This window comes from Streptomyces sp. NPDC002795 (assembly GCF_042888725.1).
In the GTDB taxonomy this organism is placed as follows: Bacteria; Actinomycetota; Actinomycetes; order Streptomycetales; family Streptomycetaceae; genus Streptomyces.
In genome coordinates, this window is record NZ_JBIAQB010000004.1 from 492,989 (window position 1) to 519,502 (window position 26,514).

Genomic DNA, 26,514 nt, shown 5'->3' on the forward strand with positions numbered 1-26,514 from the left:
ACTCACAGTGGCCACTCGCCCGCGGGCAAGTCCACGGTGACGCGGAGCCCGCCGGCAGGGCGTGGGGTGAGCGTGAGCGTTCCGTCGTGTGCCTCGGTGATGGTCTTGACGATGGCCAGGCCCAGGCCGACGCCCGCCTGGTCGGTGTGGATGCGCTCGGTACCGCGTTGGAAGGGTTCCGTGAGGGTCGCGACCAGCCGTGGGGTGAGCTGCTCGCCGGTGTTCTCGACGGTGAGTACCACGGTCTTCGGGCGGACGCGGGTGTGGACCCAGACGGTGCCCCGTTCCGGCACGTTGTGGACGATCGCGTTCTGTACGAGGTTCGTGGTGAGCTGCAGCAGGAGCGCGGGCGAACCGGCCGTGAGGGCGATGTCGCCGCTGGTGTCGAGGGAGACACCGTGCTTTTGCGCGAGCGGATGGAGCGTTTCGGCTGTTTCCTCCGCGACGAGGGACAGGTCGACGTACTCTCGGGCGAACGACCGCTGGTTGGCGCGGCTGAGAACCAGCAGCGCCTCGGTGAGGTCGATGGCCCGGGTGTTGACGGCGTGGAGGCGGTCGACGAGTTCACCGGTGTCGTGGTTCGGATCGGCGCGGGCGACGTCGATGAGTGTCTTCGAGATCGCCAGCGGGGTACGCAGCTCGTGCGAGGCGTTGGCGGCGAATCTCCGCTGTTCCGCGACGTGTGTCTCGAGCTGCGCGAGCATCATGTCGAAGGCGTCGGCGAGTTCACGGAACTCGTCCTTGCGGCCCGGCAGACGGATCCGGTGCGACAGCGCTCCGGCCGCGGCCGTGCGGGTGGCATGGGTGATGCGGTCCAGGGGGGCGAGCATGCGTCCGGCGAGGATCCATCCTCCCAGAAGACCGAATACCAGCAGGAATACCAGTACGGCGGCTACCGCCGGGCCGAAGCCCCGCAGGAGAACGGAGCGGATCAGCATCCCCGACGGGTAGGAGCGCAGCAGGAACACCCACACCGCCGCGAGCAGCAGGACGCCGGCCAGCATGAGGAATCCGGCGTAGCTGAGGGTGAGTTTGAGGCGCACGCTCCATCCGGGCCGCCTATCCACGGTCGCCACCCCCGTGCTCGGTGCCGCGCGTCGTGTCGATGCGGTAGCCGACGCCCGGGACGGTGGCGATGAGCCAGGGTTCCCCGAGGCGTTTGCGCAGGGCGGAGACTGTGATGCGTACGGCGTTGGTGAACGGGTCGGCGTTCTCGTCCCATGCGCGCTCCAGGAGCTCTTCGGCGCTGACGACACCGCCTTCGGCGGCGACGAGGACCTCAAGGACCGCGAACTGTTTGCGGGTGAGCGCGATGTAGCGGTCGTCGCGGTAGACCTCGCGACGGAAAGGATCGAGACGCAGGCCCGCGATCTCTCGCACCGGCGGACGGTTGTGGGCGCGCCTGCGATCGAGGGCTCTGAGCCTGAGCACGAGCTCCAACAGTTCGAACGGTTTCGTGAGGTAGTCGTCGGCGCCGAGTTCGAACCCCGATGCCTTGTCGTCGAGCCGGTCGGCCGCGGTGAGCATGAGGACGGGCATGCCGCTGCCGGAGGCGACGATGCGTTTGGCGATCTCGTCGCCGGTCGGGCCGGGGATGTCGCGGTCCAGGACGGCGATGTCGTAGGTGTTGATGTTCAGCAGGTCCAGAGCGGTATCGCCGTCACCGGCGATGTCGGCCGCGATCGCTTCCAGTCGCAGGCCATCGCGGATGGCCTGCGCCATGTAGGGCTCGTCCTCGACGATCAAGACACGCATGGTCTTGAGGCTACGAGGCGGCACATATCGTCGGCGTATCGAGAACCGCATACGCCAGGGCAACATCTCGCTGCCTTGGCTGGCGGCATGTCCTACAGCGCACCAGTACGAGCAGCAGCCAGGAATCTTGTCGTCAGGCCGATCAGCACCGCCGAGCATGTGGCGTTCGTGCGGGCCCAGCGGTCGGTCAGCTTTCTGCAGACTCCGGCGTGGGGCCACGTCAAGACCGAGTGGCGCAGCGAGTGCCTCGGCTGGTTCGACGGCCGGGGCCTGGTCGGTGCGGGGCTCGTCCTGCATCGCCCGGTGCCGCGGCTCGACCGCTTCACGCTGGCGTATCTGCCCGAGGGCCCGGTCATCGACTGGAGCGGCGAGATCGGTGCCTGGCTCGATCCCCTGGCGGCGTATCTCAAGGAGCACGGCGCGTTCGCGATCCGGCTCGGCCCGCCGGTGGTAACGGACACCTGGAGCGCTGCCCAGGTCAAGGAGGGAATCGCCGCCCCGGACATCCGGCGGCTGACCGACCTGCCACGACAGTGGGGCGACCCGGTCGGCGCCCAGGTGGCCGGTCGACTCGGTGACGCCGGCTGGCTTCCGCAGAATCCCGAGGACGGCTTCGGCGTCGGGCACCCGCAGTTCAAGTACGAGATTTCGCTGAGGGGCAGGACCGAGGACGACGTACTGAGGGGCATGAACCAGCAGTGGCGCCGCAACATCAAGAAGGCGGCGAAGGCGGGGGTCGAGGTCACGGTCGGCGAGGCGACGCTCGGCGAGGACTTGAAGGCGTTCCACGACCTCTACGTCCACACCGCCGAGCGCGACCGCTTCACGCCCCGGCCGCTGCGCTACTTCGAGACCATGTTCGCGCAGATGCGGGCCGAGGATCCCGAGCGGATCAAGCTCTACCTGGCCCGCCACCAGGGCGACTTGACCGCTGCTGCTGTCCTGATCCGCGTCGGCGGCCACGCGTGGTACTCCTACGGGGCCTCCGCCACCGAGAAGCGCGAGGTGCGCGGCTCCAACGCCTGCCAGTGGGCGATGATCCGCGACTCGCTCGCCGCCGGCTGCGACGTCTATGACCTGCGCGGCATCACCCCCACCCTCGATGCGGACGACCCGCACGTCGGGCTGGTCCAGTTCAAGGTCGGCACCGGCGGTCAGGCGGTGCGGTGCGTCGGCGAGTGGGACCTGCCGCTGCGGCCGATGATCTACCGGGCCTTCGACCTCTACATGAGGCGGCGCGCGCGATGAGCATGAGGATCCGACCGGCACACCCCGCCGACGCCTCAGCCGTCAACGAACTGCTGCATCAACTGGGCTATCCACAAGAAGGCCGGGCCGCGACGGCGAACCGGATCCGGACCTGGGCCGAGAACCCGTCCAGCGCGGCCCATGTGGCCGAGGACGGCGACGACCTCCTCGGGGCGATCGCCGTTCACGTCTGCCCGTTCTTCGAACGGGACGGCTCCTGGGGCCGGATCGTGGCCCTGGTGGTCTCCGGCCGAGCACGGGGCCGCGGCGTCGGCTCTCAACTCGTCGCCGCCGCGGAGTCCTTCGCCGCCACCCGCGGCTGCGTCCGCATGGAGGTCACCAGCGGGGATCGTCGGCAGGAGGCGCACGCGTTCTACCGGCGCCGCCGATACATCGACCAAGCGGGGGAGTCGTTGCGATTCCTGCGAGACCTGCCGACAGGCGGCTCCTGACCACGTCGTCGAGCGTCCGCTCCTGTTCCTGGTTCCTGGACGTCATGCCTGCTGTTCTGCCGGTCATGCGGCCAGTCAAGACGGTGAGACGTATCGCGGGCATATCGAAAACCGCATACGTTCCGGCAACAGCACGCCGCCTTGACTGGAGGCATGACCCACAGCGAAACGACCCGCATCACCATGTACGGGTGCGGCCGGGACGAAGCCGTTCTGTTCCACGAGTTGGCGGCCGGCCTCGGTGTACGGCCGGCCATCACCGACGCACCCGTCTCCGAAGCCAACGCCGAACTGGCCTCCGGCAGCCGGTGCGTCAGCGTCGGCCACAAGGTGCCCATCACCCACGCCACGCTGCGCGCGCTCGGCCGAGTCGGCGTGGGCTACATCTCCACGCGGAGCATCGGCTACAACCACATCGACGTGGAATACGCGGACAGCATCGGCATCTTCGTCGAGAACGTCTCCTACTCCCCGGACAGTGTGGCCGACTACACGCTGATGCTCATGTTGATGGCGGTACGGGATGCGAAATCCATTGTCCGTCGCACCGATATGCACGATTACCGACTGAGTGATGCGCGCGGGAAAGAACTGCGAGATCTGACGGTCGGAGTGATCGGGACGGGCCGCATCGGAGCGGCGGTCATGGACCGGCTGCGGGGGTTCGGCTGCCGCATCCTGGCCCACGACAATCGCCCGGTGGTAAGCCCCGGCGCCGCCGATGTCGAGCACGTTTCGCGCGATGAACTGCTGCGACAAAGCGACCTCGTCACGCTGCATGCACCGCTCACCGCTGCCACACACCATCTGCTGAATCGACAGCGCCTTGCACTGATGAAGAACGGTGCGCTGATCGTCAACACCGGACGTGGCGCACTCATCGACACCGAAGCTCTGGTGCAGGAATTGGAGAGCGGCAGGCTGGGTGGCGTGGCCCTGGACGTCGTCGAAGGTGAGGAGGGCATCTTCTACGCCGACTGCCGCCGCAAACACATCGAAAGCAAAGCGCTGTTGCGGCTCCAGGAGCTGCCCAACGCGCTGATCAGTCCGCACACCGCCTATTACACGGATCACGCCCTGCGCGACACCGTGGAGAACTCTCTCACCAACTGTCTGACATTCGAAAGCAGGAATCAGCATGTCTAGGCTGAAGCTCGGCATCGTATTCGGTGGCCGTTCCGAGGAGCACCTCGTCTCCGTCAAGTCCGCGCGAGAGGTGGCCCGAAACCTCGATCTCGAGAAGTACGAACCCTTCTACATCGGGATCACGAAGAGCGGTGCCTGGAAGCTCTGTGACGGGCCCGGCGCAGAGTGGGAGAGCGGCCACTGCCGTCCCGTCGCGCTGTCGCCGGACAGTGACGTGCACGGACTGCTGATTCTTGAGCAGGGACGCTACGGAACGATCCGTCTGGACGTCGTACTGCCCGTGCTGCACGGCACGCTCGGCGAGGACGGCGCCATACAGGGGCTGCTGGAACTCTCCGGAATTCCCTACATCGGCTGCGACATCCAGAGCTCCGCCCTGTGCATGGACAAATCCCTTGCCTATGTCGTCGCCCGAAGCGCGGGAATCGCCACGCCGAACTTCTGGACCGTGACGGCGGACGAAACCATGGACCCCGCCCTGCTCACCTATCCGGTGTTCGTGAAGCCGGCCCGTTCGGGATCGTCCTTCGGCGTCACCAAGGTGTCGCGAGAAGAGGAACTGCCCGGCGCGGTCGAAACGGCACGGCAGTACGACTCGAAGGTGCTGATCGAAGAGGCCGTCGTCGGCAGTGAGATCGGCTGCGCCATCCTCGGGAACGGGTCGGATCTGACCGCCGGCGAGGTCGACCGGATCGCCCTCTCGCAGGGATTCTTCAGGATCCACCAGGAGGACGCCCCCGAGACCGGTTCCGAGAACTCCGTCGCGATCGTTCCCGCCGACATTCCGGAGGCGTCACAGCTCGTCGTGCAGGAGACGGCCAAGGCCGTGTACCGCGCCCTTGGGTGCGGTGGACTTTCGCGGGTGGACATGTTCCTCAAGGAGGACGGAGAAGTCGTCCTCAACGAGGTCAACACGTTCCCCGGCATGACCTCGTACAGCCGCTATCCGCGGATGATGGCGGCCGCGGGGCTGCCGCTTTCCGAAGTGATCGAACGGACGGTGTCCCTCGCCTTGACGGGGAAAAGCCGATGAAGCCGACGGATTCGATGAAGGCTGACTTCGTCTTCGTGGACGAGCTGGCGCCCGGAATACGCTGGGACGCCAAGTACGCCACGTGGGACAACTTCACCGGCAAACCGGTGGACGGATATCTGGCCAATCGGGTCGTCGGGACGAGGGCTCTTGGCGCGGCCCTGGAGCGGGCCGGAGAGAAGGCCCGAACACGGGGGTTCGGCCTGCTGCTCTGGGACGGCTATCGCCCGCAGCACGCCGTCGACTGTTTTCTGCGCTGGTCGCAGCAGCCGGAGGACGGCCGGACCAAGGCGCGGCACTATCCCCGTATCGGCAGGGCCGACATGTTCGAGCAGGGATATGTGGCCGCCAGGTCCGGCCACAGCCGGGGCAGCACGGTCGACCTCACGCTGTATGACGTGGCCACCGGTGAGCTCGTGCCCATGGGCGGCGACCATGACCTGATGGATTCCATCTCGCATCACGGTGCGCAAGGGATCACGCCCACCGAGGCACGAAACCGTCAGCATCTGCGGTCCCTCATGGAGGCTTGCGGATTCAGTGCGTACGAGTGCGAGTGGTGGCATTACACACTCGACGACGAGCCGTATCCGGACACCTATTTCGATTTCCCGATCACGTAGGACGCCGGGCTCACGGCTTCGTCAGCGTGACCTGGTCGGCCTGCGGCGACGGCTCGGGGCCGGAGGACGACGCGACCACGTCGGAGTGGCGGCCGCCGCGGTCGATGAAGCCGCCCGCGAAGGCCAGGGCGAGGCCGGCGACGGCGAGGGCCGCGCCCACCAGGACGGGGGAGGTCCAGCCCCAGCCCGCGGAGATGGCGAGGCCGCCGAGCCAGGCGCCGCCCGCGTTGGCGAGGTTGAAGGCGGAGTGGTTGGAGGCCGCCGCCATGGTGGGGGCGTGCTCCGCCTTGGCCATCAGCAGCATCTGGACGGGCGTCGTGATGAGGGAGCCCAACGCTCCGATGGCGGCGATCGTGATCAGCGCGGGCACCGTGCTGTGGACCGCGAAATAGAACGCCACCAGGGCCACCGCGAGCAGCGCGAGCCCCGCGTACAGGGTGGGTCGCAGGGCGCGGTCCGTGAGCGGGCCCGCGATCAGGGTGCCCAGCGTCATGCCGACGCCGTAGAGCGCGAGGACCAGGGTGGTCGAGGAGTCCGAGATGCCGGTGACGTTCGTCAGCATAGGCACCAAGTAGCTGTAGACGGCGAAGAAGCCGCCGAAGCCGACCACGGCCGTGGCCAGACCGATCACGACCTGCCGGTTGCCCATCGCCCGCAGCTCGTGCCGGATCCCGGTCTGTCCGCCGCGCGGCTGGTGCGGGACGAAGAGGGCGAGCGCCGCGAGGGCGACGCCGCCGATGACGGCGACCGCCCAGTAGGCGGAGCGCCAGCCCAGGTGCTGGCCGAGGGCCGTGCTCGCCGGGACGCCGACGATGTTGGCGACGGTGAGGCCGAGGAACATCTTCGAGACGGCGCGGGCGGCCCGGTCGGGTGTGACGAGCCGGGACGCGACGACGGCGCCCACGCCGAACAGCGCGCCGTGCGGCAGACCCGCGAGGAAGCGCGCGGCGAAGAGCAGGCCGAAGTTCGGGGCGAGCGCGGACGCGACGTTGCCGATCACGAAGAGGCCGGACAGGAGCAGCAGCAGCCGCTTGTGGGGGATGCGCGCGCCGATGCCCGTCAGGACGGGGGCGCCGACGACGACACCGAGCGCGTACGCGGAGACGAGGTTGCCGGCGTGCGGCACCGACACGTCGATGCCGTCGGCGATCTGGGGCAGCAGCCCCATCGTGGCGAACTCGGTGGTGCCGATGCCGAACGCGACAACAGCCAGGGCCAGGAGGGCCAGCGGCATGGTGCAGGAAGCCTTTCGAAGAACGGGGAGGCCGGTCCCTGGGACAGAGATCGGCCGACAACCGTGCAGCAGCGGGACGGACCCGCGCATTCCGCGTTCGCCCCGCGCGCCCTCGTGACCTCCGTCACCCCGTACCCCGTGTCCGTACGCCGTCGGTCTTGATCCTTGAAGGTGGTCGTACGAAGGTGGCCGGTACGAAGGTGGGGCCGCGGGCACGTCGGGGACACGGCCCCGTCGTGCGCCAAGGCCCGGGGAGGATCAGCGTGCGGCGCGACCACTGGATCCGACGGATCCGCCGGCTCGACCCCGACATCGACTACCACGAGATCTACGGCATCAGCTCGTCGTACGAGTTCCCCTGGGACACCATGCAGGCCCTGGGGTTCGCCCTCTACCGGACGTACGCGGTGCCGAGCATCGGCCAACTCCTCGTCCGCACCGGCGAGTTCACCGAGCGCGCGCAGAAGCGGTACGACGACACGGTGCTCATCCTCGACGCGGTCGGCGAGCACGGCCCCGACGTGGGGGAGGGCCGCGAGGCCGTGCGCCGGATGAACCGGATGCACGGCGCGTACGACATCTCCAACGACGACTACCGCTACGTCCTGTCGACCTTCGTCGTCGTGCCCAAACGCTGGATGGACGCGTACGCGTGGCGGCCGTACTCGCCGCACGAGGTGCGCGCGGCGACCAACTACTACCGGGACCTCGGCCGGCGCATGAACATCAAGGACATCCCGGAGACGTACGAGGAGTTCGAGCGCCTCATGGACGACTACGAGCGCGAGCACTTCGCGTACGACCCGGGCGGGCACGCGGTGTCCGAGGCGACGCTCGACCTGATGGCGTCCTGGTATCCGGGACCGCTCGGGGCGGCCGTGCGCCGGGCCTCCGTCTGTCTGATGGATCCTCCGCTGCGCGCCGCGTTCGGGTACAAGGACCCGAAGCCGGCCGTCGAGCGGGTGGTGCGGGGCGGGCTCAGGATGCGCGGCCGGTTCGTCGGGCTGCTTCCGGCGCGCGGTACGCCGCAGCACGGCCGGGAAAGCAGCACCGTGCGCGGCTATCCGAACGGGTACCGGATCGCCGACCTCGGCACGTTCCCCGGCCGCGGGACGGCCGAGGACGCCCGTCCCGATGCTGGACGCGCGTAGAACTCATCCGGTGGACCTCTTGCCAAGCCTCTCGGGGAAGTCCACGATTGTGCCTTTCAATGGCGGCTCGGCACTCGGTATTCGGCATTCGATACTCGACACGAGGGGCTCCCCATGGACTTCGGACTCGTCCTGCAGACCGACCCGCCCGCGTCCGCGGTCGTGGACCTCATGAAACGCGCGGAGCGCTCCGGCTTCACATACGGGTGGACGTTCGACTCGGCTGTGCTGTGGCAGGAGCCGTTCGTCATCTACAGCCGGATCCTCGCGGAGACCGAGCGGCTGACCGTCGGCCCGATGGTCACCAACCCGGGCACGCGCACGTGGGAGGTCACCGCCTCGACCTTCGCGACGCTCAACGACATGTACGGCAACCGCACCGTGTGCGGCATCGGGCGCGGCGACTCCGCGATGCGGGTGGCCGGGCGCAAGCCGAACACGCTCGCCCGGATCAGCGACGCGATGAAGGTGATCCGCGCGCTGGCGCGGGGTGATGAGGCCGACCTCGGCGGCGGCTCCCTCGTCAGGTTCCCCTGGGTGCGCGAGGGCGCCGAACTCCCCGTCTGGATGGCGGCGTACGGGCCCAAGGCGCTCAAGATGGCCGGCGAGGAGGCCGACGGGTTCATCCTCCAGCTCGCCGACCCGTTCCTCACCGAGTGGATGATCAAGGCGGTGCGGGGCGCGGCGGAGGCGGCGGGCCGCGATCCCGCCGCGGTGAAGATCTGCGTCGCCGCGCCCGCGTACGTCACCGAGGTAGACACACCGGCCGCGCTCGACCACGCGCGCGAGCAGTGCCGCTGGTTCGGCGGCATGGTCGGCAACCACGTGGCCGACCTGGTGGCCAAGTACGGCGCGCACTCCGGCATGGTCCCGGACGCCCTGACGGAGTACATCAAGGCGCGTGAGGGCTACGACTACGCGCACCACGGCCGCTCCGGGAACCCGGACACGGCGTTCGTGCCCGACGAGATCGTGGACCGTTTCTGTCTGCTCGGCCCGCCCGCGGCGCACCTCGAAAGGCTGGAGGCGCTGCGGGAGTTGGGCGTCGACCAGTTCGCGGTGTACGCGATGCACGACGCGAAGGAGTCGGTGATCGAGGCGTACGGCAGGGATGTGATCCCCGCGCTGCGCGGCTGACAGGCGTCAAGCTCCGTACCAGGCAAGGCAGTTGACGGCACCGCACCCCGCACGGCCGCTGTTCCCGTCTCCCTGAGCAGAACGGACTGCCCATGACCGACACCGCCCCGAGAGCACCCCGGCCCGCGGTGGAGCTCGCCGCCGACGCCTATCCGGCCGGCAGCCGCTACGCCAATGAGGACCTGCGCCCCGTCCCGCTCGCCGACCGCCGCTGGACCACGTACAACTTCGTGGCCCTGTGGATCGGGATGGCGCACTGCATCCCGTCGTGGACGCTCGCGTCCGGGCTCGTCGCCCTGGGCATGGACTGGAAGCAGGCGGTCCTCACCATCGCCCTCGCGAACGTCATCGTCCTGGCCCCCATGCTGCTGACCGGGCACGCGGGGCCCAAGTACGGCATCCCCTTCCCGGTCCTGGCGCGGGCGGGTTTCGGTATCCGCGGCGCCAATCTGCCCGCGCTGGTGCGGGCGGCGGTGGCCTGCTGCTGGTTCGGCATCCAGACGTGGATCGGCGGCCAGGGCATCTTCCTGCTCCTCGGGAAGATCTTCGGAGGGTGGACGGGGGCGGCCGAGGTCGGCGGCTATCCGTGGACGCTCTGGCTCTGCTTCTTCCTCTTCTGGGTCCTCGAACTCGCCATCATCTACCGGGGTATGGAGACGCTGCGCCGCTTCGAGAACTGGGCGGCGCCGTTCGTGCTCGTCGGCGCGGTGGTGCTGCTGGTGTGGATCGCGAACAAGGCGGGCGGCTTCGGTCCGCTGCTGCACGAGCCGTCGAAGGTCGGCTGGGGCCCGGACTTCTGGAAGGTCTTCTTCCCCGGCCTGATGGGCATGATCGGCTTCTGGTCCACGCTGTCGTTGAACATCCCGGACTTCACACGCTTCGGGAAGGGGCAGCGGGCGCAGGTCTGGGGGCAGACGCTCGGCCTACCGACGACCATGACCCTGTTCGCGCTGATGTCGGTCCTGGTGACGGCGGGCTCGGAGAAGGTCTACGGGGCGCCGATATGGGACCCGGTGGCGCTGGCCGCCAAGACGGACAACGTGTTCGGGCTGCTGTTCGCGCTGATCACGGTGTTCGTGGCGACGATCAGCGTCAATATCGCGGCCAATGTGGTCTCGCCCGCGTACGACCTGGCGAACCTCGCCCCGAAGCTCATCAGCTTCCGCACGGGCGCGGTCATCACGGGCGTCGTGGGCGTCCTCGTCATGCCGTGGAAGCTCACGTCGACGCCCGAGCTGTACATCTTCACCTGGCTCGGTGTGGTCGGCGGGCTGCTCGGCACGGTCGCGGGCATCCTGATCGCCGACTACTGGATCGTGCGGCGGACGGTGCTGCACCTCGCCGATCTGTATGTACGGGACGGGCGTTACTGGTACCGCGGCGGCTGGAACTGGCGCGCCGTCCTCGCCTTCGCGATCGGCGGCGTGCTGGCCGTCGGCGGCTCGTACTCGACGGTGAACGCGAAGGGCGAGAAGGCGGGACCGTTCCCGCTGGACGGTCTGATCCCCTTCCTCAAGCCGCTGGCCGACTACGGCTGGGCCGTGGGTCTCGCGGCGTCGCTCGTGCTGTACACGGCGTTGATGGCGGGGCAGCGGCGGGACTGACCGACCCCGAATTCTGTGACCTGGCTCTCCTTGACGGACCCGCACTTCATCAGGTTTGGTATACCAAACCGGAGTGCGGGTCCGACGTGCGTGGCTCGCCAAATGTCCGAAACGGGCGGCCAGTTCACCCGTGAGGAATCGGTGTTTTCTTCGCGTACACCTCTTGATTACCGCAAAACCGGCCCGTAGCGTCTTCCCGCCAAGAGGAAAAGAGATTCCTCATCGCGGAAAATGTGGACTTCCAGGAGCGCGTCATGGCTGCCGTGCACGAACAGACCCCCACCGCCGGTGTCGACGGGCCCGCCCGCACCAGTCCGGGTCTCTACAGTCCCGATCTGGCCCCCACCAAGAAGGAGGGCCGCCGCTGGGGCGCGTACAACGTCTTCACGCTGTGGGGCAACGACGTGCACAGCCTGGGCAACTACGCCTTCGCCGTGGGCCTGTTCGCGCTCGGGCTCAGCGTCTGGCAGATCCTGATCGCCTTCGTCGTCGCCTCCGTCCTGCTCTTCGCGCTCCTCACGCTCTCCGGCTACATGGGCCAGAAGACCGGCGTGCCGTTCCCCGTGATGAGCCGGATCGCCTTCGGCATCCGCGGCGCGCAGATCCCCGCCGCCGTGCGCGGGGCCGTCGCCATCGCCTGGTTCGGCATCCAGACGTATCTCGCCGCCGTCGTGCTCGGAGCCGTCGTCAAGAAGCTGGCGCCCGGCGCCGCCTCGCTCGACCACAACTCGATCCTGGGCCTGTCCACCCTCGGCTGGATCACCTTCCTGGCCCTCTGGGTCGTCCAAGTCGTGATCGTCAGCTACGGCATGGAACTCATCCGCAAATACATGGCGTTCGCCGCGCCCACCATCCTCATCACGATGTGCGCGCTCGCCGCCTGGATCTTCGTCAAGGCGGACATGTCCATCGCGGTCTCCACCGGCTCCGCGCCCACCGGGCTCGACGCCTGGCGGCAGATCCTCGAATCCGCCGCGCTGTGGGTCGTCATCTACGGCACCTTCGTCCTGAACTTCTGCGACTTCACCCGCTCCGCGAAGAGCCGCCGCGCCATCGTCGCGGGCAACCTGGTCGGCATCCCGCTCAACATGCTCTTCTTCGCCGGCATCGTCGTCGTGCTCTCCGGCGGCCAGTTCAAGATCAACGGTGCGGTCATCGCAGGACCCGAGGACATCGTCGCGACCATCCCGAGCACCCCGCTGATGGTCCTCGCCTCCTTGGCCTTCATCGTCCTGACCATCGCGGTGAACCTGCTCGCGAACTTCGTCGCGCCCGTCTACACGCTGGTCAACCTGTTCCCACGCAGGCTGAACTTCCGCAAGGCCGGCATCGTCAGCGCCGTCATCGGGCTCGTCATCCTGCCCTGGAACCTCTACAACAGCCCGACCGTCGTGAACTACTTCCTCGGCGGACTCGGCGCCCTGCTCGGCCCCGCCTTCGGCGTCGTCATGGCCGACTACTGGCTCGTCCGCAAGACGCGGGTCAACGTCCCCGACCTCTACACCGACGCCCCGGACGGCGACTACCACTACCGGTCCGGGTTCCACCTGCGGGCCGTCGGCGCGTTCGCCCCGTCCGCCGCCGTCGCGGTCGTGATCGCCCTCGTCCCCGCGTTCACATCGCTCTCCGGGTTCTCCTGGTTCATCGGCGCCGGCCTCGCCGCGCTGCTCTACGTCGCCCTCGCGGACCGCAGTCGCACCGCGAACGACGTCGACGGCGAGGAGATCGCCGTACCCGCCGCCTGATCCGCCTCACCGCCTGACCCGCTTCACCGAAAACAAGAAGAAAGCTGTAGCTCGCCATGCGCATTCTCGTCTGCAACGTCAACACCACCGAGGGCATGACCGAGAGCATCGGTGCGCAGGCCAGGGCCGTGGCCGCGCCCGGCACCGAGATCGTGCCGCTCACCCCGGCGTTCGGCCCGGACTCCTGCGAGGGCAACTACGAGAGCTACCTGGCCGCGATCGCCGTCATGGAGACGGTCCGCGCCTACCCGGAGCCCTTCGACGCCGTTGTGCAGGCGGGCTACGGCGAGCACGGCCGCGAGGGGCTCCAGGAGCTCCTCGACGTCCCGGTCGTCGACATCACGGAGGCCGCCGCGAGCACGGCGATGTACCTCGGCCACAAGTACTCCGTGGTCACGACGCTCGACCGGGCCGTGCCGCTCATCGAGGACCGCCTCAAGCTGGCCGGGCTCACCGACCGCCTCGCCTCCGTACGCGCCAGTGGCCTCGCCGTGCTCGACCTCGAACGCGATCCGGACGCCGCCGTCAAGGCCATCGTCGAGCAGTCAGCGCGGGCCGTGGAGGACGACAGGGCCGAGGTCGTCTGCCTGGGCTGCGGCGGCATGGCGGGCCTCGCGGACGAGGTCAAGGCGCGTACGGGCGTGCCCGTCGTCGACGGTGTCGCCGCGGCCGTGACCGTGGCGGAGTCGCTGGTCCGGATGGGCCTGAGCACGTCGAAGGTGCGCACGTACGCGCCGCCGCGCCCGAAGCGGTTCAAGAACTGGCCGCCGAGCCAGGGCTGATTCAGGAGCCCTTGCCGGAGTCGAGCGAGGCCGCCGCGTCCCCGGCGGCCTTGCGGGCGCCTCTGATCACGGTGTCGTTCGACGGTGCGCCCTTCGACTCGAAGTCGCTGCCGTTGTAGGTGACGGTCAGCAGCATGTTCCCCGTGCGGACCGTCACGACGGACTCGCGGGTGTCCTGCTTGTCCTTCGTCGTGAGCGAGCTCGTCACACGCGCCTCGTCCCCGAGGCCCTTGAGCGGGCTGGTCCGCTTCTCGCCGTCCCCGGCCGCGAACGCCTTCTTCGCCAGGTCGTCGGAGTCCTTCACCTCGAAGGAGACGTCCAGCCAGCGGTAGTCGTACCCCTTCAGGGCGCTCCACGAGCAGCCGCGGCGGACCGACTCGTCGGTGGCCGACAGCTCCTTGCCGGCCGTCTTCCCGTCCGGCACGAGGGACTTGACCGTCGAGGTGGGCACCGCGTCACAGGGGGCCGGCGGCTTGGCGAAGGTCTTCGAGGCCACGGCCGCACCCGGCTTGTCGGGCGCGGAGGACGACTGCGGCGCCGACTCGGAGCGGTCCTTGGACTGCTCCGCCATGGGACCCGAATAGGCCCAGCCCGCGCAGGCGAGCACGGCGACGGGCAGCAGGCGTGCGGTCAGGGTGACCGGGAGCGGGAGAGAACCCACGGCGTACGTCCCTTACGTCAGGGCGGGCGGGGGACGCCAGTCTCACATGAGTTGCTGTGTGCGGAAACCGCCACTTCCGTCACTGTGACATCACGCTGGGGCGTCGCCACAGTGGGTCCACGGGATCGCGGGGGCGGACGGGTAGGATCCGCTCACGTTGTTGGAGGCCGCGGGCACTGGGTCCGCCGAGGTGGTTGGGGGTTGGCGTGGCAGCTGGTCGTGTGGTGCGCTTCGACGGAGCGCGTGGATATGGGTTCATCGCGCCGGACGACGGCGGCGAGGACGTCTTCCTGCATGTGAACGACCTCCTGATCCCCGAGTCGTACATCCGGACGGGCCTCAAGGTCTCCTTCGACATCGAGGAGGGCGACCGTGGGCCCAAGGCCTCGTCGGTGCAGCTCGCCGAGGGGGCCTCGGCTCCCACGCCAGGACGGCACGCGGCCGACGGCGACGACGTGCTCTGCGATGTGCTGCGCGTCGACGAGTTCACGAACGAGGTCACGGAGCTGCTGCTGCGCTCGGCGCCGTCCCTGACGGGTGAGCAGATCCTGGCGATCCGCCGGGAGTTGGTGCAGAGCGGCCGCAAGCACGGCTGGGTGGACAGCTGATCACCACGGGGTGTCCGACACCTCGGCGGTGAGCACCGCCACCCCCGCGTCGACGAGGTCGGCCGCGAGCAGGTGCGGCTCGCCGGGGTCGGCTCCGGCCTGAAGTACCCGCTCCCGCTGGGCGAGCGTGTGCAGCAGCAGGCCGATGAAGAACTCCCACCGGTTCTCCCGTACGCGGTCCGGGAGTTCGGGCATGCAGCGCGTGATCCTGGAGTGCAGCTGTAGCAGGCCGCGCGTCCACGGGTGGGCCCTGAGGTCGCTCGGCGCGATGCCCTCGACGTACATGGCGTTGACGACGAACCGCAGGAACCAGCTGGGCCGCTCGGGATCCGCCAGGCGCTCGGCCATCGGACGCACCAACACCCCGGCCAGCGCCCGCAGTTCCTTGCCCCGGCCCTGCGCGTCGATCGCCTCCAGCAACTCCAGCTGGCGCGCCGTGGTGGCGGTGAGCCGGTCCTCGTAGATCGCGTCGATCAGCCCCCGTTTCGTGCCGAAGTGATAGGCGACCGCGGACGTGTTGCGCTGGTCCGCGGCCGCGGCGATCTCCCGAAGTGACGTGGCATGTATGCCCTGTTCGGCGAAGAGGCGTTCCGCCACGTCGATGAGGCGGCGTCGTGTTGCGTTCGCGGGTGCGGGTGCCATGGCGAAGAGTGTCGGTTGTCTTGCTTGTTTAACGCAAGCGCGTTAAGACGTCAGCGTGACCCACACGTCCCGGCTCGAAGGCCTCAGCACCGCCGCGTACGTCCTGCGGCTCGTCCCGCTGATCCTGCTCACCGAGGTCGTCGCGCTCGAACTCGCCCTCGTCTACCCGGCGTTGCCGCACATGGCGACCGAGTTCCGCACCCCGTCGATCGGCTGGACGCTCACCGTCGTGAGCCTCGTCGGGGTGGTGGCGCAGCCGCTGCTCGGCAAGGTCGCCGACGGGCACGGCAAGAAGCGGGTGATCGTGTACGCGGCGGGCGCCTTCGCTGTCGGCTCGCTGATGTGCGCCCTCGCGCCGAACTTCCCCGTGTTCCTCGCGGGGCGGGCCGTCCAGGGCATCGCGATGGTGATCGCCCCGGCCGCGTACGGGCTGATCCGCGATGTGTTCCCGGTGCGCCTCGTGCCGGTGGCGATGGGCGCGATCACCACCGGCATCGGGCTCAGCGTCATCGTGGGCCCGGTCGTCGGCGGTGCGCTCACGCAGCTCTTCGGCTTCCGGGCGATCTTCTGGTTCTGCCTGCTGTACGCGGTGGTGCTCACGCCGCTCGTCGTCGCCACGTTCCCGGAGTCCGGGGTGCGGCTGCGGCGGCGGGTGGACGTGGCCGGGGGACTGCTGTTCGGCTGCGGCGCCGCGGGCGTGCTGCTCGCGGTGGGGCAGGGCGGCCGGTGGGGGTGGGGCTCGGGGCGGCTGATCGCGGTGGCCGCAGGCGCGTGTGTGCTGCTCGCCCTGTTCGTGGTGTGCGAGCTGCGCGCCGCGTATCCGCTGATCGACCTGCGGCTGCTCGCGGGGCCAGGGCTGCGCTGGACGCTGCTCGCCGCGTTCGGCGGTTCCGTGGCGATCGGCGGGCAGGCGCTCACGCTGCCACAGCTCGTGCAGACGCCGAAGGACACCGGTTTCGGGCTCGGCATGGCGCCGCTCGGTGTCGCCATCTTCCTTGTGCCGCAAGGGTTGTTGAGCGCGGCCGGCGGTCCGCTCGGCGGGCTGCTCGCGCGGCGGCACGCGCCGCGCACCGGCCTGCTGATCGCGCTCGGCTGCCTCGCCACGAGCGCGGCGCTCCTGTCGGCGCTGCACACCGAGGTGTGGCACATCCTGCTCGCGGCGCTGTTCGCGGGCGTCGGGTTCGGCTTCTTCTTCGTGTCCGTGTCGAACCTCGTCGTCGAGGCCGTGCCCGCGACGCACACCGGCGTCGGCGCCGGAATGATGGGCGTCGCCAACAACCTCGGCAACGCCACGGGCGTCACGGTGCTCGGCGCCGTACTCGCCCAGCACGTCCTCGACGGATCAGGGGCGGACGACACGATCCTCTACGCCGAGTCGGGCTACGTCTGCGCGTTCCTGGTGGCGGCGGGGGCCGCGGCGGTCGCGCTGCTCGTCGCCGCCTTCATGCGGCACGGGCGGACCCCGGCGACCGGCGGGGTGGGCGCCGTCCCGAGCGAGACCAACTCCCTTGCGAACAAGGAAGGTTGACATGCCCCAATCCGATCGGCCGAACATCCTCCTCGTCGTCTCCGACCAGGAGCGCCAGCGCGACTGGCTCCCGGCCACCGTCGAACTCCCCTGGCGCGAGCGGCTGCTCGCCGAAGGCATGGAGTTCACCAACTACTGGACGCACTCCTCGCCCTGCTCGCCCTCGCGGGCCACGATGATGACCGGCCAGTACGTCACCCAGCACCAGGTCGCCGAGAACGTCATCTTCCCCTGGCAGCCCGAGCTCGACCCGGCGCTCCCCACCATCGGCGGCGCGCTGCGGCGGGCCGGCTACCGGTCCTCGTACATCGGCAAATGGCACCTGTCCCGCTCGGCGCGGCCGGACATGGAGGCGTACGGCTACGGGGACTGGGACGGCAACGACCACCACTTCATGGGCCTCGCGGGCACCGGCGTGCACTTCGACCCGGTCATCGCGAACAACGCGGCGCACTGGCTGCGCCGCAACGCTCAGTCGGACGAGCCCTGGTTCCTCACCGTCGCGCTCGTCAACCCGCACGACGTGATGTGGTACCCGGTCGACCAGCCCGAATACCAGCGTGCGCACCCCCGGACGATGGAGTTCATCCGCCAGTTCCTCGACGGCGACTGGGGCGGCGGGCAGGCGATCCCGCCGTACGAGCAGCCCTACGACGAGGTGTTCAGCGAACTGCCCGGCAACTTCGACGACGATCTGCACACCAAGCCGGACACCCAGCGGCAGTGGCGCCACGACCAGCAGCACAGCCTCTACGGCCGCATCGACCCGGCCGACAAGGGCGCGTGGCTGCGCCAGCTCGACTACTACGCCCAGCTGCACCGCCTCGCCGACGAGTCCCTGGGCAAGGTCCTCGGCGCCCTGGAGGAGTCCGGTGGCTGGGACGACACGATCGTGATCTTCACGTCCGACCACGGCGACATGTGCGGCGGCCACGGCCTGCGCTCCAAGGGGCCCTTCGTCTACGACGAGATCATGCGCGTGCCCTGCTACGTGAAGGCGCCGGGGACGACCCGCCCCGGCACGGTCAGCGGCTCCCTCGCCTCGCACGTCGATCTCGCCTCGACGATCTGCGCGCTCGCGGGGGTGCCCGCGCCCGACTCGTTCCGCGGGGTGGACCTCACGCCCGTGTTCCGGGATCCGCGGGCGTCGGTGCGCGACTACGTGCTGTTCGCGCACGAGGCCACGCACACCCGCCGTATCCAGCGGACGCGGTACGCGGTGCGCGGCATGTTCGACGGCCGGTTCAAGTACGCCCGCTACTTCGGTGTCGGCGGCGGGCTCCCCGCCGACCTCGGGGAGAAGCCGGAGCCGTCGACGATGCTCTACGGTCCGGACGCCGACTTCGACGACAACGACCACGAGCTGTACGACCTCCAGGAGGATCCGCGCGAGTTGGTGAATCTCGCCATGGACCGGGCGCGGCGGGTCGAGCTCAGGGAGCGGTTCGGGAAGCTGCGCGAGGTGGAGGGGGAGGACTTCGCTCCGCTGAGCTGAGCTGAGCTGAGCCGAGTCGGGCAGGGGCGATCTGTGGGTGGGCGCCCCTTTTGCCGCTCGTGGTTATCCAATCTTCACCAAGGGTTGTCCGGATCCCGGACAACCCTCTTGTGTGCGGACTGTATGCGAAATACGTTCTGCCGTATTCCTTGATCGCACACCGATCGCCCACCCCTCATCCCTGGCGGAGGTATGCCCTCGTGCGCCGAACAGCGGTTGCCCTGACGGCAGTTGTCCTGGCGATGTCCACTTTGTCGGCTTGTGGCTCGTTGCAGTCCTCGGCCACGGAGGTGGGCGGGGAGCGGATGACCGACGACCGTCCGGTCCGTGACGGCGGAACGCTGACCGTGGCCCTCAACGCCGACCCCGACAAGCTCGACCCGACCCTCGCCCAGACCCTCGTGGGCCGCACCGTCTTCGCCGGCATGTGCGAGAAGCTCTACGACGTCAACGAGCAGGGCAAGGTCGTGCCGCAGCTCGCGACTCAACAGCCCGAGGTCTCCAAGGACGGCCGCACCGTCACCTTCGACGTACGCGAGGACGCCCGGTTCAGCGACGGCACCAGGCTGAACGCGGACGCCGTCGTCACCTCCCTGCTGCGCCACCGTGACCTGGCGGGCTCCGCCCGCGCCACCGAGCTGACCCCGCTGAAGTCGGCCGAGGCCACGGGTCCGTACAGCGTCAAGCTCACCCTGAAGCAGCCGTACGTGCCGCTGACCGCGGTGCTCGCCGACCGCTCCGGCATGGTGATGTCGCCGACCGCGCTCAAGAAGTACGGCAAGACCTTCACCAACCACCCGTCCTGCGTGGGCCCCTACCGGTTCGTCGAGCGCGTCGGAGGCGACCGCATCGTCGTCGCCAAGGACCCGAACTACTACGACGCCAAGGACGTCCACCTGGACAAGGTGATCTACAAGCCGATCCCCGACGGCAGTGTCCGCCTCGCCAACCTGCGCTCCGGCGACGTACAGATCGGCGACCAGATGGTCCCCGTCGACGTGAAGAGCGCGCTCACCGACAACAAGCTGCGGCTCTTCAACTCACCCTCGCTGGGCTACCAGGGCATCGGCATCAACGTCGGCAACGTCAAGGGCCTCGGTCAGGCGCCCGGCAAGGTCGACACCCCGATGGCGAAGGACGTCCGTGTCCGCGAGGCCTTCGAGCTGGCCATCGACCGCGACCTCATCAACAAGGTCGCGTTCCAGGGCATGTACGAGCCCGCCTGCGGCCCGATGTCCCCTGCGTCCGCGATCGCGCCCGGCGTCAAGTCCTCCGAGTGCCCGAAGCGTGATGTCCCCAAGGCCAAGCGGCTGCTGAAGGAGGCGGGGGTCAAGGGCCCCGTGCCCGTCGAACTGAAGATCAACACGACGCCCGAGTGGAGCCGCATCGGCCAGGTCATCCAGGCCATGGTCAAGGACGCCGGATTCGCCCTGAAGCTTCGGCCCACCGAGTACGCCACCATGCTTGAAGAGACCGACAACGGCCAGTACGAGGCCTTCCAGAGCGGCTGGTCCGGGCGCCTCGACCCGGACGGCAACATCGCGAGCTTCCTCCAGACCAAGGGCGCGATGAACGCCTACGGCCTGGGCGACCCCAAGATCGACGCTCTGATCAAGCGCGGCCGGACCGAGTCCGACCCCGCCGAACGCGACAAGATCTACGCCGAGCTGATCCGCAAGGTGAACGCCGAGCACACCCTGATCTACCTCTACCGCCAGAAGAACTACATCGTCACCGGGAAGGACGTCGCGGGCCTGCACGTCTACGGCGACGGCCTCGTCCGAGTCAAGAACGCGGGGTACGCCAAGTGACGACCGCTGAAGCAGTCCCCGAAAAGGCCACGCCGAAGAAGTCCGGGCTGTTCGCCGGGCATCCGATGGCCAAGTACGTCCTCACCCGCATCCGGCAGTCCGTCATCACGATGTTCCTCGTGTCGATCGTCGTGTTCGCCGGCATCCGCGCGCTGCCCGGTGACCCGGCGCTCGCGCTCGCCGGTGAGGAGCGCAGCCCGAAGGCGCTGGCCGCGATCCGTGCCAGTTACGGGCTCGACGACAACATCGTCGTCCAGTACGCCCGGTTCATCGGGCACGCGCTCCAGGGCGACCTGGGCAACTCCTCGCGCACCGGGCTCCCGGTCTCCGACGCCATCGCGCAGGCACTGCCCGTCACCCTCGAACTCGCCGCGCTGTCCCTGCTGTTGGCGATCGTGCTGGGCGTCGGCGCCGGTGTCGTCGCCGCCGTGCGGCGCGGCAAGACCGCCGAGTGGATCGCCAACGCCCTTGCCCTGCTCGGGCTTTCGGTGCCGACGTTCTGGCTCGGCATCGTCCTCGTCCTCGCCTTCGCGATCGCCGTGCCGGTCTTCGCGGCCTCCGGCTTCGTCCCCTTCGGCACCGACCCGATGGACAACCTGCGCCGCATGGTGCTGCCCGCGATCGTCCTCGGCTCCGGGCTCGCCGCCGTCGTCATGCGCCAGACCCGCGCCGCGATGCTCGACTCGCTCTCCGCGGACTACGTGCGCACGGCCCGCGCCAAGGGCCTCTCGCGCCGCGAGGTGATCGGCGGGCACGCGCTGCGCAACTCGCTCGTCACCGTCGTCACCGTGCTCGGCCTGCAACTCGGCCACCTGATCTCCGGCGCTGTCGTCACGGAGCAGATCTTCGTGCTCCCCGGCTTCGGCAAGCTCACCATCGACGCCGTCTTCACCCGTGACTACGCGACGCTGCAAGGCGTGGTGCTGTGCACGTCGTTCGCGTACATCTTCATCAACCTGCTGGTCGACGTGGCGTACTCGGTCATCGACCCGCGCATCCGGCTCGGAGGTGCCCGGTGACCACGCTGGCTCTCACAGGAATACGCGCCCGGGCCGCCGGGAACGCCAAGCTGCGCGCCCTGCGCAAGAACAAGCTCGCCATGACCGGCGCCGTCATCGCCGTGATCTTCGTACTCGCCGCGCTGTTCGCGCCGCTCGTCGCCCCGTACGACCCCGCGCGCGCCAACTTCGACGACGTGCTCGCCGCGCCGAGCTGGGCGCACTGGCTGGGCACCGACGACCTCGGGCGCGACCAGCTGTCCCGCGTCGTCTTCGGGGCCCGCGCCTCGATGCAGGTCGGCGTGCTCGCGGTCGTGCTCGCCTTCGTCGTCGGCGTCCCGCTCGGGCTGCTCGCCGGGTACTACGGCAAGGTCGCCGACAGCGTCGTGTCCCGCGTCACCGACACGATGCTCGCCTTCCCGTTCCTGGTGCTCGCCGTCGGCCTCGCCGCCGTCCTCGGCCCGTCGCTCACCAACGCGACCATCGCGATCGGCATCTCGCAGATCCCGGCCGTCATCCGCATCTCCCGCGCCGAGACGCTCCGCCTCAAGCACGTGGACTACGTGGCCGCGGCCATCGCCAACGGAGGCGGCGACGGCACCGTCCTGTTCCGGCACATCCTGCCCAACGCCACCTCGGCGCTGATCGTGCAGGCCACCGTGGGCATCCCCACCGCCATCATCGGCGAGGCCCTGCTCAGCTTCCTCGGCCTCGGTGTGCAGCCGCCCGAGCCGTCCCTCGGCGTGATGCTGTCGTCCGCCCAGGCCTTCCTCGCGCCCGCACCCTGGATGGCGGTGTTCCCCGGCCTCGCGGTCGTCGCCGCGACGCTGGCGTTCAACCTGCTAGGCGACGGCCTGCGCGACGTCCTCGACCCCCGTGGAGCGACCCGATGACCTCTGAACCCGTCCTCAGCGTCCGGGACCTGTCGGTGTCCTTCCGCTCCGACACCCGTACCGTGCACGCCGTCGACCAGGTCTCCTTCGACCTGCGCGCCGGTGAAGTGCTCGCCGTGGTGGGGGAGTCGGGCTGCGGCAAGTCCGTCACCTCCATGGCCGTCATGGGACTCCTCCCGCCCACCGCGCACATCACAGGATCCGTCCGGATCGGCGAGAAGGAACTCGCGGGCGCGGACGACAAGGCGTACGGGAAGATCCGCGGAAACGACATCGCGATGATCTTCCAGGAGCCCATGACGTCCCTGAACCCGGTGCTCACCATCGGGCGGCAGATCGGCGAAGTGCTCCGCCGCCACCAGGGCCTGAACAAGAAGCAGGCACGCGCGCGTGCCGTCGAACTCCTCGACCTCGTGGGCATCCCGGCCCCCGCCGAGCGCGTCGACGAGTACCCGCACCAGCTGTCCGGCGGCATGCGCCAGCGCGTCATGATCGCCATCGCGGTGGCCTGCGACCCCGCCGTCCTCATCGCCGACGAGCCGACGACCGCGCTCGACGTCACCGTGCAGGCGGGCATCCTGGAGGTGCTTCAGTCGCTGCGCGAGCGGCTCGGCACGGCCATCGTCCTCATCACGCACGACCTCGGCGTGGTGGCCGACACCGCCGACCGGGTGCTCGTCATGTACGCGGGCCGGCCCGTCGAACAGGCGCCGGTGCACGAGCTGTTCGCCGACCCCAAGCACCCGTACACCCGCGGGCTGCTCTCCGCCGTCCTCCGCCCCGGCGGCGAGGGCAAGCGGCGCCTCCCCGAGATCCCCGGGCTCGTGCCGAGCCTCGACTCGCAGCCCGACGCCTGTACGTTCGCGCCGCGCTGCGCCCGCGCCGACGACACCTGCACGTCGAGCCGTCCCGGCCTCAAGGCCGTCGTCGCCGACGCCGGGGCCGACGCCCCGCACCGCGCCGCCTGCTGGCACCCGCACACCCTCCAGGAGACCGCTTCATGAGCCCCGACAAGCCCGGTCAGAGCGCACCGGTCCTTGAACTCGTCGACCTGGAACGTCACTTCGCGGGCTCCTCCGGCACCGTGCGCGCCGCCGACGGCGTCACCCTGACCGTCGGACGCGGCGAGGTCGTCGGCCTCGTCGGCGAGTCCGGCAGCGGAAAGTCGACCGTCGGGCGCTGCGCCGTCCGCCTCGACGACCCCACCGGCGGCACCGTGCGCATCAACGGCACCGACGTGACCACCATGTCGCGGCGCGCCCTGCGGCCGCTGCGCAAGGACTTCCACCTGGTCTTCCAGGACCCGTCGTCCTCGCTCGACCCGCGGATGACCGTCGGCCAGATCGTCGCCGAGCCGCTCAAGCTGCACGGCATCGCGAAGGGCGAGGCGGCACGCGCGCGTGTGGCCGAACTCCTCGACCAAGTCGGGCTGCGCCCCGAGCACGCCGACCGGCACCCGCACGAACTCTCCGGCGGCCAGCGCCAGCGCATCTCCATCGCCCGCGCACTGTCCGTCGAGCCGGATCTGCTGATCGCCGACGAGCCGACCTCCGCGCTTGACGTGTCCGTGCAGGCCTCGGTCCTCAACCTCCTCGCCGACCTCCAGCGCGACCGCGGCTTCGGCTGCCTGTTCATCACGCACGACCTCGCGGCCGTCGAGTACCTCGCCGACCGGATCGCCGTCATGTACCTGGGCCAGATCGTCGAACAGGCGCCCACGCGCGAGCTGTTCGCGAACCCGAAGCACCCCTACACACAGGCGCTGCTCTCGGCCGCGCCCGTCCCGGACCCGACCACACAGCGCAGCCGCGAACGCATCGTCCTCAGCGGCGAGTTGCCCAGCCCGCTGGCACCTCCGGCCGGCTGTCGATTCCACACGCGCTGCCCGCTCGCCGTCGACCGCTGCCGCACCGAAGTCCCGGTGCTGCGCACGCTGGAAGGCGGCCGCGAGGTCTCCTGCCACCTCGTCGCCGAGGACGGCACCGCGCCGGACGCCGCTTCCGCGGCACCGGAGGCGCTGTCGGCAGCGTCTCGTACGATCCCCAACACCCGCACCGCCACCAGCTAGGAGCCTCCTTGTTCACCACCCGCCCGACCCTCCAGGGCACCTTCGGCATGGTGTCCTCCACGCACTACCTCGCCTCCCAGTCCGCGATGGCCGTCCTGGAGGACGGCGGCAACGCCTACGACGCCGCCGTCGCCGCGGGCTTCGTGCTGCACGTCGTCGAGCCGCACCTGAACGGGCCCGCAGGCGAGGTGCCGATCATCCTGGCGCCGACCGGGGGAGAGGTGCAGGTGCTGTGCGGGCAGGGCGGGGCCCCGGAGGGCGCCACCGTCGCGCACTACAAGTCCCTGGGCCTGGACCTCGTCCCCGGCACCGGACCGCTCGCGGCCGCCGTGCCCGGCGCGTTCGACGCCTGGATGCTCCTCCTGAAGGACCACGGCACCAAGACCCTCGCCGACGTCCTCAAGTACGCCATCGGGTACGCCGAGGACGGGCACGCGCCCGTGGAGCGCGTCGGCGAGACCGTCGAGACGGTGCGCGAGCTCTTCGAGACCGAGTGGCACTCGTCCGCCGAGGTCTACCTCGTCGACGGCAAGTCCCCCAAGCCCGGTGAGCTGCTGCGCAACCAGCAGCTCGCCGCCACCTGGAAGCGCCTCATAGCCGAGTCCGAGGAGGCAGGCGGCGCCGACCGCGTCGCCCAGATCGAGGCCGCCCGCAAGGTGTGGCGCACGGGCTTCATCGCCGAGGCGCTGGTCCGCCAGTCGCAGCGGCCCACGAAGGACACCAGCGGCGAGCGCCACGTCGGCACGCTGACCGCCGAGGACCTCGCCACCTGGTCGGCGACCTACGAGGCCCCGGCGACGTACGAGTGGAACGGCTGGACGCTGTGCAAGGCCGGTGGCTGGAGCCAGGGCCCCGCCTTCCTCCAGCAGCTCGCCCTGCTCCCGCCCGAGCTGCCCGCCTACGGGTCCGCCGACTACGTCCACCTGCTCGTCGAGGGCTGCAAGCTCGCCATGGCGGACCGTGAGGCCTGGTACGGCGACGCGGATCCTTCGGGTGTCCCCGTGGAGGCGCTGCTCTCCAGCGAGTACAACGCCGCGCGCCGCGCCCTGATCGACCCGGAGAAGGCCTCCCACGAGCTGCGTCCGGGCAGCCCGCTCGGCACCGAGCCGCGCTTGAGCACCCACGCCCACGCGGTCGCCGCAGGCGAGGAGGGCTTCGACGCCATGGGCGTCGCCGGGGCGGGCGAGCCCACCGTGCAGAAGTCGTCCTCGGACGAGGAGGTGTCCGCGAACGGCGCCACCCGCGGTGACACCTGCCACATCGACATCGTCGACCGCTGGGGCAACATGGTCGCCGCCACGCCCTCCGGCGGCTGGCTCCAGGCCAACCCGGTCGTCCCCGAGCTGGGCTTCCCGCTCGGCACCCGCCTCCAGATGGCCTGGCTGGAGGAGGGCCTGCCGAACTCGCTCACGCCCGGCAAGCGCCCCCGCACCACGCTCACCCCGTCCCTCGCCCTGAAGGACGGCGTCCCGGTACTGGCCTTCGGCACGCCCGGCGGCGACCAGCAGGACCAGTGGCAGGTGCACTTCTTCCTGGCGGTGGCGCTGCGCGGGGCGGTGCGCGGCGGGCTCGACCTGCAAGGCGCCATCGACGCCCCGAACTGGCACAACGACTCGTTCCCCGGCTCCTTCTTCCCGCGCGGCATGCGGCCGGGCTCTGTCACCGTCGAGTCCCGCGTCGGCGAGGAGGTCGTCGCCGAGCTGCGCCGCCGCGGTCACGACGTGACCGTCGGTGACGCCTGGTCCGAGGGCCGCCTGTGCGCCGTCGCCCGCGATCCGCGCACCGGCGTCCTGTCCGCGGCGGCGAACCCGCGCGGCATGCAGGGCTACGCGGTCGGTCGCTGACCCGTCACGGACGGTGGGCGGCACCCGGATGTCTTCGAGGTGTCGCCCGCCGTTCA

24 protein-coding genes are annotated in these 26,514 nt (G+C 69.6%); 19 read left to right on the forward strand and 5 right to left on the reverse strand.

The window, feature by feature from the left end; translation table 11 throughout:
- Window positions 1-2: 2 nt before the first annotated feature.
- Both ACFYWS_RS15355 and ACFYWS_RS15360 read right to left on the reverse strand, forming a co-directional pair.
- On the reverse strand, window positions 3-1,067 hold the full coding sequence (locus ACFYWS_RS15355; RefSeq protein ID WP_389275304.1) for a sensor histidine kinase: 1,065 nt from the start codon (window positions 1,065-1,067) through the stop codon (window positions 3-5).
- A complete protein-coding gene (locus tag ACFYWS_RS15360; protein ID WP_389275308.1) occupies window positions 1,060-1,755 on the reverse strand; it encodes a response regulator transcription factor in 696 nt (231 codons plus the stop codon). The genes ACFYWS_RS15355 and ACFYWS_RS15360 overlap by 8 nt, the downstream gene beginning before the upstream one ends.
- A gap of 87 nt (window positions 1,756-1,842) precedes the next feature.
- Here ACFYWS_RS15360 and ACFYWS_RS15365 point away from each other — a divergent pair, with 87 nt between their 5' ends.
- The 5 genes from ACFYWS_RS15365 (at window position 1,843) to vanX (ending at window position 6,257) form a co-directional block, all read left to right on the forward strand.
- On the forward strand, window positions 1,843-3,003 hold the full coding sequence (locus tag ACFYWS_RS15365; protein ID WP_389275311.1) for a lipid II:glycine glycyltransferase FemX: 1,161 nt from the start codon (window positions 1,843-1,845) through the stop codon (window positions 3,001-3,003).
- Window positions 3,000-3,455, forward strand: coding sequence for a GNAT family N-acetyltransferase (locus ACFYWS_RS15370; RefSeq protein WP_389275315.1), 456 nt, complete (start codon window positions 3,000-3,002; stop codon window positions 3,453-3,455). The genes ACFYWS_RS15365 and ACFYWS_RS15370 overlap by 4 nt, the downstream gene beginning before the upstream one ends.
- 153 nt (window positions 3,456-3,608) lie before the next feature.
- The gene (locus tag ACFYWS_RS15375) at window positions 3,609-4,601 is read left to right on the forward strand and encodes a D-isomer specific 2-hydroxyacid dehydrogenase family protein (RefSeq protein ID WP_389275318.1); all 993 of its coding nucleotides are present in this window, start codon (window positions 3,609-3,611) and stop codon (window positions 4,599-4,601) included.
- On the forward strand, window positions 4,594-5,634 hold the full coding sequence (gene vanA-Sc, locus ACFYWS_RS15380) for a D-alanine--(R)-lactate ligase VanA-Sc (protein ID WP_389275321.1): 1,041 nt from the start codon (window positions 4,594-4,596) through the stop codon (window positions 5,632-5,634). Before ACFYWS_RS15375 ends, vanA-Sc begins: the two co-directional genes overlap by 8 nt.
- 14 nt (window positions 5,635-5,648) lie before the next feature.
- On the forward strand, window positions 5,649-6,257 hold the full coding sequence (vanX, locus tag ACFYWS_RS15385; protein WP_389275710.1) for a D-Ala-D-Ala dipeptidase VanX: 609 nt from the start codon (window positions 5,649-5,651) through the stop codon (window positions 6,255-6,257).
- A gap of 10 nt (window positions 6,258-6,267) precedes the next feature.
- On the opposite strand, the gene ACFYWS_RS15390 is transcribed toward vanX, so the two are convergent.
- Window positions 6,268-7,491 (reverse strand): MFS transporter, encoded by a 1,224-nt coding sequence (locus ACFYWS_RS15390; protein WP_389275324.1) that lies wholly within the window; start codon window positions 7,489-7,491, stop codon window positions 6,268-6,270.
- Window positions 7,492-7,754: 263 nt separating this feature from the next.
- Here ACFYWS_RS15390 and ACFYWS_RS15395 point away from each other — a divergent pair, with 263 nt between their 5' ends.
- The 5 genes from ACFYWS_RS15395 to ACFYWS_RS15415 all read left to right on the forward strand — a co-directional run bounded on the left by ACFYWS_RS15395 (window position 7,755) and on the right by ACFYWS_RS15415 (window position 13,910).
- Window positions 7,755-8,642 (forward strand): oxygenase MpaB family protein, encoded by an 888-nt coding sequence (locus ACFYWS_RS15395; RefSeq protein WP_389275327.1) that lies wholly within the window; start codon window positions 7,755-7,757, stop codon window positions 8,640-8,642.
- Window positions 8,643-8,756: 114 nt separating this feature from the next.
- Window positions 8,757-9,779 (forward strand): TIGR03842 family LLM class F420-dependent oxidoreductase, encoded by a 1,023-nt coding sequence (locus ACFYWS_RS15400; RefSeq protein WP_389275330.1) that lies wholly within the window; start codon window positions 8,757-8,759, stop codon window positions 9,777-9,779.
- A gap of 92 nt (window positions 9,780-9,871) precedes the next feature.
- The gene (locus ACFYWS_RS15405) at window positions 9,872-11,383 is read left to right on the forward strand and encodes an NCS1 family nucleobase:cation symporter-1 (RefSeq protein ID WP_389275333.1); all 1,512 of its coding nucleotides are present in this window, start codon (window positions 9,872-9,874) and stop codon (window positions 11,381-11,383) included.
- Between the two features lie 254 nt (window positions 11,384-11,637).
- Window positions 11,638-13,128 carry an NCS1 family nucleobase:cation symporter-1 gene (locus ACFYWS_RS15410; protein WP_389275336.1) on the forward strand — a complete coding sequence of 497 codons (1,491 nt, stop codon included), beginning with the start codon at window positions 11,638-11,640 and terminating at the stop codon, window positions 13,126-13,128.
- A 56-nt stretch (window positions 13,129-13,184) separates the two neighbouring features.
- Complete coding sequence (locus ACFYWS_RS15415; RefSeq protein WP_389275339.1) at window positions 13,185-13,910, forward strand: aspartate/glutamate racemase family protein; 726 nt, start codon at window positions 13,185-13,187, stop codon at window positions 13,908-13,910.
- Between the two features lies 1 nt (window position 13,911).
- Here the strand turns inward: ACFYWS_RS15415 and ACFYWS_RS15420 are convergent, their stop codons facing one another.
- Window positions 13,912-14,571 (reverse strand): hypothetical protein, encoded by a 660-nt coding sequence (locus ACFYWS_RS15420; protein WP_389275342.1) that lies wholly within the window; start codon window positions 14,569-14,571, stop codon window positions 13,912-13,914.
- Window positions 14,572-14,777: 206 nt separating this feature from the next.
- On the opposite strand from ACFYWS_RS15420, the gene ACFYWS_RS15425 reads away from it, so the two are divergent.
- The gene (locus tag ACFYWS_RS15425; protein WP_389275345.1) at window positions 14,778-15,179 is read left to right on the forward strand and encodes a cold-shock protein; all 402 of its coding nucleotides are present in this window, start codon (window positions 14,778-14,780) and stop codon (window positions 15,177-15,179) included.
- On the opposite strand, the gene ACFYWS_RS15430 is transcribed toward ACFYWS_RS15425, so the two are convergent.
- Window positions 15,180-15,821 (reverse strand): TetR/AcrR family transcriptional regulator, encoded by a 642-nt coding sequence (locus tag ACFYWS_RS15430; protein ID WP_389275348.1) that lies wholly within the window; start codon window positions 15,819-15,821, stop codon window positions 15,180-15,182.
- A 55-nt stretch (window positions 15,822-15,876) separates the two neighbouring features.
- On the opposite strand from ACFYWS_RS15430, the gene ACFYWS_RS15435 reads away from it, so the two are divergent.
- The 8 genes from ACFYWS_RS15435 to ACFYWS_RS15470 all read left to right on the forward strand — a co-directional run bounded on the left by ACFYWS_RS15435 (window position 15,877) and on the right by ACFYWS_RS15470 (window position 26,458).
- Window positions 15,877-17,349 carry an MFS transporter gene (locus ACFYWS_RS15435; RefSeq protein WP_389275351.1) on the forward strand — a complete coding sequence of 491 codons (1,473 nt, stop codon included), beginning with the start codon at window positions 15,877-15,879 and terminating at the stop codon, window positions 17,347-17,349.
- A 1-nt stretch (window position 17,350) separates the two neighbouring features.
- A complete protein-coding gene (locus ACFYWS_RS15440; protein ID WP_389275354.1) occupies window positions 17,351-18,844 on the forward strand; it encodes a sulfatase-like hydrolase/transferase in 1,494 nt (497 codons plus the stop codon).
- Window positions 18,845-19,149: 305 nt separating this feature from the next.
- On the forward strand, window positions 19,150-20,655 hold the full coding sequence (locus ACFYWS_RS15445; RefSeq protein ID WP_389275357.1) for an ABC transporter substrate-binding protein: 1,506 nt from the start codon (window positions 19,150-19,152) through the stop codon (window positions 20,653-20,655).
- Window positions 20,656-20,720: 65 nt separating this feature from the next.
- Window positions 20,721-21,674, forward strand: a complete 954-nt coding sequence (locus tag ACFYWS_RS15450; RefSeq protein ID WP_389275713.1) for an ABC transporter permease — start codon at window positions 20,721-20,723, stop codon at window positions 21,672-21,674.
- A gap of 5 nt (window positions 21,675-21,679) precedes the next feature.
- A complete protein-coding gene (locus ACFYWS_RS15455; protein ID WP_389275716.1) occupies window positions 21,680-22,546 on the forward strand; it encodes an ABC transporter permease in 867 nt (288 codons plus the stop codon).
- On the forward strand, window positions 22,543-23,550 hold the full coding sequence (locus tag ACFYWS_RS15460; RefSeq protein ID WP_389275360.1) for an ABC transporter ATP-binding protein: 1,008 nt from the start codon (window positions 22,543-22,545) through the stop codon (window positions 23,548-23,550). The genes ACFYWS_RS15455 and ACFYWS_RS15460 overlap by 4 nt, the downstream gene beginning before the upstream one ends.
- Window positions 23,547-24,614: an ABC transporter ATP-binding protein gene (locus ACFYWS_RS15465; RefSeq protein ID WP_389275363.1), complete on the forward strand. Its 1,068-nt coding sequence runs from the start codon at window positions 23,547-23,549 to the stop codon at window positions 24,612-24,614. Before ACFYWS_RS15460 ends, ACFYWS_RS15465 begins: the two co-directional genes overlap by 4 nt.
- 8 nt (window positions 24,615-24,622) lie before the next feature.
- Window positions 24,623-26,458 carry a gamma-glutamyltransferase family protein gene (locus ACFYWS_RS15470; RefSeq protein ID WP_389275366.1) on the forward strand — a complete coding sequence of 612 codons (1,836 nt, stop codon included), beginning with the start codon at window positions 24,623-24,625 and terminating at the stop codon, window positions 26,456-26,458.
- Window positions 26,459-26,514: the final 56 nt, after the last annotated feature.